This window comes from Rhizorhabdus sp., assembly GCF_018006725.1.
Taxonomy (GTDB): Bacteria; Pseudomonadota; Alphaproteobacteria; order Sphingomonadales; family Sphingomonadaceae; genus Rhizorhabdus.
On the sequence record NZ_JAGMXV010000259.1, the window covers coordinates 1 to 5923 of the forward strand.

The window sequence follows — 5923 nt, forward strand, 5'->3', positions numbered from 1 at the left end:
GTTCTGGGGCGGCTGGCTGCCCCCGGTCGACTGGGCGCCGCTCTACATGGTGCCGGGCATCGTCTGGTTCTTTGCCAAGCTGATGGTCTTCTTCTTCATCTTCTCCTGGGTGAAGGCGACCGTGCCGCGCTACCGCTATGACCAGCTGATGCGGCTGGGCTGGAAGGTCTTCCTGCCGCTGTCGCTGTTCTGGGTGTTCCTTGTCTCGGGGTGGCTGATGCTCACCCGCTACGGAGTTTGAGCTCGATGAGCCTCGGCTACATCATCAAGTCGTTCACGCTCTGGGAGTTCGTGAAGGCGCATTGGATGACCTTGAAGTATTTCTTCAAGCCCAAGGCGACGATCAACTACCCCTATGAGAAGAACCCGCTGTCGCCGCGCTTCCGGGGCGAGCATGCGCTGCGCCGTTATCCGAACGGCGAGGAACGCTGCATCGCATGCAAGCTGTGCGAGGCGGTGTGCCCGGCGCAGGCGATCACGATCGAGGCCGAGCCGCGCGACGACGGTTCGCGCCGCACGACGCGCTACGACATCGACATGACCAAGTGCATCTTCTGCGGCTTCTGCCAGGAAGCCTGCCCGGTCGACGCGATCGTCGAGGGTCCGAATTTCGAATATTCGACCGAGACGCGCGAAGAACTCATCTACGACAAGGCGAAGCTGCTTTCGAACGGGGACCGCTGGGAACCTGCGATCGCCGCCAACCTTGCCGCCGACGCGCCGTACCGGTAAGCGCCAGCCGTTCGCGAAGGGGCAATAACAAGCCGTGATCCAGACCATCGCCTTTTACCTGTTCGCCTCGCTGGTGATCGCCTCCGGGACGCTCACCATTTTGGCGCGCAACCCCGTGCACAGCGTGCTGTGGCTGATCCTCGCCTTCTTCAACGCGGCGGGGCTCATGGTGCTCGTCGGCGCCGAGTTCATCGCGATGCTGCTCGTCATCGTCTATGTCGGCGCGGTCGCGGTGCTGTTCCTGTTCGTCGTGATGATGCTCGACATCGATTTCGCCGAACTGCGGGCGGGCTTCGCGCAATATCTGCCCTTCGGCGTGCTGCTGGTGCTGGTGCTCGCCGCCGAGATGATCTTCGCGATCGGTGCCTGGAAGGCCGGTGGCGTCGACATGGCGTCGCGCATCGCGCCGACGCCCGGCGAAGTGCCGAATATCGAGGCGATCGGTACGCTGATCTACACGCGCTACCTCTACATCTTCGAAGGTGCAGGCCTCGTCCTGCTCGTCGCGCTGATCGGCGCGATCGTCCTCACCCACCGCACCCGCGGCGGCGTGAAGGCGCAGAATGTGGCCGCGCAGAACATGCGCCGCCCGGAAGATGCGGTGCGCAACGTCAAGCCGGCCGTTGGCCAGGGGGTAGACCTGTGAGCGCCGACGTTTTGATCATGCAGTTCGTGGAGAGCGCAGCGCACGGGAGGGCTTCGGCATGATCGGGCTTCAGCATTATCTGGTGGTCTCGGCGATCCTGTTCGTCATGGGCGTGTTCGGCATCTTCCTGAACCGGAAGAACGTGATCATCATCCTGATGGCGATCGAGCTCATCCTGCTGGCGGTGAACATCAACCTCGTCGCCTTCTCCGCCTATCTCGGCGATCTGGTGGGCCAGGTCTTCGCGATGTTCGTGCTGACCGTCGCCGCTGGCGAGGCCGCGATCGGCCTGGCCATCCTGGTCATCTATTTCCGTGGCCGCGGCACCATCGCGGTCGACGACATCAACCGGATGAAGGGGTGAGTCCAGCCATGTCCCTGTCCGCTATGCCGGCGCGCGCTATGGTCGCGTGCCGAAAATCCGATAGCCCGGCTTTCGCCGCAATGACGCACGGGAGCCTTGCGGCATGATCACCGCCATCGTCTTCCTGCCGCTGCTCGCCGCGATCGTCGCCGGTCTCGGTAACCGCATGCTCGGCAACACCATCGCCAAGTGCATCACGACGGGCGCGCTTTTCGCGTCCTGCGCGCTGAGCTGGCCTGTGTTCATCGACTTCATGGCGGGCCATGCGACCGCGCATGTCGTGCCGGTGCTCACCTTCATCCAGTCGGGCGATCTCGCCGTCGACTGGGCGTTGCGCGTCGACACGCTGACGGCCGTCATGCTGGTGGTCGTCACGACGGTGTCGAGCCTCGTCCACCTGTACAGCTGGGGCTATATGGCCGAGGATCCGAGCCAGCCTCGCTTCTTCGCCTATCTGTCGCTGTTCACCTTCGCGATGCTGATGCTCGTGACCTCGGACAGCCTGATCCAGATGTTCTTCGGCTGGGAAGGCGTCGGTCTGGCCTCCTACCTGCTGATCGGCTTCTGGTATCACAAGAAGTCGGCCTATCAGGCGGCGATCAAGGCGTTCGTCGTCAACCGCGTCGGCGATTTCGGCTTCTCGCTCGGCATTTTCGCCACCTTCCTGGTGTTCGGCACCGTCTCGATCCCCGAGATCCTCGCAGCCGCGCCCGGCTATGCCAATGCCTCGATCGGCTTCCTCGGCGCGCGCGTCGACCTGATGACGCTGATCTGCCTGCTGCTGTTCGTCGGTGCGATGGGCAAGTCGGCCCAGCTCGGCCTGCACACCTGGCTTCCCGACGCGATGGAAGGCCCGACCCCGGTGTCGGCGCTGATCCACGCCGCGACGATGGTCACCGCCGGCGTGTTCATGGTCTGCCGCCTGTCGCCGATGTTCGAGGTCAGCCAGACCGCGATGCACGTCGTCACCTATGTCGGCGCTGCGACCGCCCTGTTCGCGGCGACGGTGGGCACGACCCAGACCGACATCAAGCGCGTCATCGCCTATTCGACCTGCTCGCAGCTCGGCTACATGTTCATGGCGGCCGGCGTCGGCGCCTATGGCGCGGCGATGTTCCACCTGTTCACCCACGCCTTCTTCAAGGCGCTGCTGTTCCTCGGCGCGGGTTCGGTGATCCATGCGATGCACCATGAACAGGACATGCGCTTCTATGGCGGCCTGCGGAAGCACATCCCGCTGACCTTCTTCGCGATGATGGCGGGCACCCTCGCGATCACCGGCGTCGGCGTCATCGGCATTTTCGGTTTCGCCGGCTTCTACTCGAAGGATGCGATCATCGAGGCGGCCTTCGCCAGCGGAACGGCATCGGGCGGATTTGCCTTCGCCATCGCGGTCTTCGCGGCGCTGCTGACCAGCTTCTACTCGTGGCGCCTGGTCTTCCTGACCTTCTACGGCAAGCCGCGCTGGGCCGGTTCCGAGCATATCCAGCATGCGGTGCACGATGCGCATGGCCACGGCCATGACCATGATGCCCCCGCGCAGGAAGATGCCGGTCACGATCCGCACGGCCAGGACGCGCATGCGGCGCATGGGCATGACGATCATGGCCATGGCCACGGTCATGCGCTCGAGGGCGATGCGGGCTATCACCCGCACGAGAGCCCCTTCCCGATGCTGATCCCGCTAGTCGTCCTGACTCTCGGCGCGATCTTCGCGGGCTGGATCTGGGCGCCCTATTTCATCGAGGGTGACCATGGCGCAGCCTTCTGGGCCGGAAGCCTGGTGTTCGACGAGCATCTGATGCACGCGATGCACGAGGTTCCGCTGTGGGTGAAGCTGTCGGCGAGCGTCGTGATGGTCACCGGCTTCCTGATCGCGCTGTGGGCCTATGTCCTCGACACGACGGTTCCGGCGCGCTTCACCGCGCAATTCCGGGTTCTCTACGACTTCCTTCTGCACAAATGGTATTTCGACGAACTCTATCACTACATGTTCGTCGTACCGGCCTTCTGGCTCGGCCGCTTCTTCTGGAAGAAGGGCGACCAGGGCACGATCGACCGCTTCGGTCCCAACGGCGTCGCGGCGCTTGTGGTCCGCACCGGCACGATCGCGCGGGCGGCGCAGTCGGGCTACCTCTATACCTATGCACTGGTGATGCTGCTCGGCCTCGCGGCCGCGGCCACCTGGGCGATTGTGGGCTGACGCGATGGGCTTTCCGATCCTTTCCCTGATGATCGCGCTGCCGCTGGTGGCTGCGTTCGCCTGTCTGTTCGCGGGCGACAAGGGAGCGCGCTGGATCGCGCTCCTCGTGACCTTCGTCGATCTCGCGCTCGGCCTGCTGCTGTGGAACCAGTATGAAATCGGTGGTGCGCAGTGGCAGTTCACCGAACATGTCGCGCTGTTCGGGCGCTTCGCCTGGGCGCTCGGCATCGACGGCATCGCGCTGCTGCTGATCGTCCTGTCGGTGTTCCTGATGCCGATCTGCATTGCCGCCTCGTGGGAGGCGATCGAGAAGCGCGTGCCGGAATATATGGCCGCCTTCCTGCTGATGGAAACGCTGATGATCGGCGTCTTCGCGGCGCAGGATCTGTTCCTCTTCTACATCTTCTTCGAAGCCGGCCTGATTCCGATGTACCTGATCATCGGCATCTGGGGCGGCGCGGACCGGATCTACGCCAGCTATAAATTCTTCCTCTACACGCTGCTCGGGTCGGTGCTGATGCTGATCGCGATGCTGTGGATGGTGAACGAGGCCGGCACGACCTTCATCCCGACGCTGATGGCCTATGACTTCCCGCCGGAAGCGCAGACCTGGCTGTTCCTCGCCTTCTTCGCCTCCTTCGCGGTGAAGATGCCGATGTGGCCGGTTCACACCTGGCTGCCCGACGCGCACGTCCAGGCGCCGACGGCAGGCTCGGTCATCCTGGCCGGCGTGCTGCTGAAGATGGGCGGCTATGGCTTCGTCCGCTTCTCGCTGCCGATGTTCCCGGTCGCTTCGGCCGAGCTGATGTGGCTGGTCATGGGCCTGTCGATGGTCGCGGTCGTGGTCACCTCGCTGATCGCGCTCGTTCAGGAGGACATGAAGAAGCTGATCGCCTATTCGTCGGTCGCGCACATGGCCTTCGTCACGATCGGCCTGTTCGCCTTCAATCGCCAGGGCCTCGAAGGCGCGCTGATGGTCATGCTCGGCCACGGTCTCGTCTCGGGCGCGCTCTTCCTGTGCGTCGGCGTGATCTACGACCGCATGCACACCCGCGAGATCTCGCGCTATGGCGGCCTGTCCGACAACATGCCCAAATATGCGATGCTGTTCCTGCTGTTCACCATGGCCTCGGTCGGCCTTCCGGGCACGAGCAACTTCGTCGGCGAATTCCTGTCGCTGGTCGGCGCTTATGAGATCTCGTCCTGGGTGGGCTTCGTCGCCACGACAGGCGTGATCCTCGGTGCGGCTTATATGCTCTACCTCTATGCGCGCATCGCCTATGGTTCGGCGCGTTCGGCGGAGGCGGCGACCATGCCCGACCTGACCGCCCGTGAAATGGCGATCCTCGCCCCGCTCGCGGCCGCCACCCTCTGGATGGGCGTCTATCCGGAAAGCTTCCTCGCGCCGATGCGCAACGATGTCGGGGCGATCCTCGCCCGGCTCGCGCCCACGGCTCCCCACGGCGACGCCAAGGTCGTCGTCGGTCCTGTCCCAGCTCAAGCGTCGGCGCATGCGGAGGCGCACCACTGATGTCGATTACCGCCTCCCTCGCTCTCACCGTCCCCGAACTGATCCTCACGGTCGGGGCGCTGCTGCTGCTGCTCGTCGCCGCCTTCGGTGGTGACGGCCTGTCCCGCGCGATCGGCTGGGGCGCGGTCGCGCTGTTCGGCGCCGCCGCCTTTTCGCTCACGGGACCTGCCGGCAGCGGCGGTCCCGGCTTCGATGGCCTCTACATCGCCGACAGCTTTGCTGCCTTTGCCAAGCTGCTGATCTACATCGCAGCGGCGATCTCGGTGCTGCTGGCGCCCGGCTTCTTCGCCCGCGCGGGCGGCTATCGCGCCGAATATCCTGTGCAGATCCTGCTGTCTGCGGTCGGCATGGGCATGATGGTGTCTGCGGGCGACCTGCTGACCCTCTATGTCGGCCTCGAACTCCAGTCGCTGTCGGCCTATGTCCTCGCCGGCTTCCTGCGCCGCG

At 64.5% G+C, this 5923-nt stretch carries 6 protein-coding genes and 1 pseudogene; all 7 read left to right on the plus strand.

Annotated elements, in window-relative coordinates:
* The coding region (locus KAY22_RS23120) for an NADH-quinone oxidoreductase subunit H (protein WP_296625520.1) at positions 1-241 on the plus strand (241 nt) is incomplete at its 5' end.
* A gap of 5 nt (positions 242-246) precedes the next feature.
* A complete protein-coding gene (gene nuoI / locus KAY22_RS23125) occupies positions 247-732 on the plus strand; it encodes an NADH-quinone oxidoreductase subunit NuoI (protein ID WP_165323217.1) in 486 nt (161 codons plus the stop codon).
* Between the two features lie 34 nt (positions 733-766).
* A complete protein-coding gene (locus KAY22_RS23130) occupies positions 767-1378 on the plus strand; it encodes an NADH-quinone oxidoreductase subunit J (RefSeq protein ID WP_165323216.1) in 612 nt (203 codons plus the stop codon).
* Between the two features lie 58 nt (positions 1379-1436).
* Positions 1437-1742 carry an NADH-quinone oxidoreductase subunit NuoK gene (gene nuoK / locus KAY22_RS23135; RefSeq protein ID WP_296625521.1) on the plus strand — a complete coding sequence of 102 codons (306 nt, stop codon included), beginning with the start codon at positions 1437-1439 and terminating at the stop codon, positions 1740-1742.
* A 103-nt stretch (positions 1743-1845) separates the two neighbouring features.
* Positions 1846-3945, plus strand: a complete 2100-nt coding sequence (gene nuoL / locus KAY22_RS23140; protein ID WP_296625522.1) for an NADH-quinone oxidoreductase subunit L — start codon at positions 1846-1848, stop codon at positions 3943-3945.
* Between the two features lie 4 nt (positions 3946-3949).
* Positions 3950-5476, plus strand: a complete 1527-nt coding sequence (locus tag KAY22_RS23145; protein ID WP_296625523.1) for an NADH-quinone oxidoreductase subunit M — start codon at positions 3950-3952, stop codon at positions 5474-5476.
* A pseudogene (locus KAY22_RS23150) lies at positions 5476-5923 on the plus strand (NADH-quinone oxidoreductase subunit N); the annotation flags it as partial. The gene KAY22_RS23145 and the pseudogene KAY22_RS23150, both read left to right, overlap by 1 nt.

What these genes read in the sequence shown, in the direction of transcription:
- nuoI (WP_165323217.1), top strand. Translation starts at nt 247, where the DNA reads ATGAGCCTCGGCTACATCATCAAGTCGTTCACGCTCTGGGAGTTCGTG.
- nuoK (WP_296625521.1), top strand. Translation starts at nt 1,437, where the DNA reads ATGATCGGGCTTCAGCATTATCTGGTGGTCTCGGCGATCCTGTTCGTC.
- nuoL (WP_296625522.1), top strand. Translation starts at nt 1,846, where the DNA reads ATGATCACCGCCATCGTCTTCCTGCCGCTGCTCGCCGCGATCGTCGCC.
- KAY22_RS23145 (WP_296625523.1), top strand. Translation starts at nt 3,950, where the DNA reads ATGGGCTTTCCGATCCTTTCCCTGATGATCGCGCTGCCGCTGGTGGCT.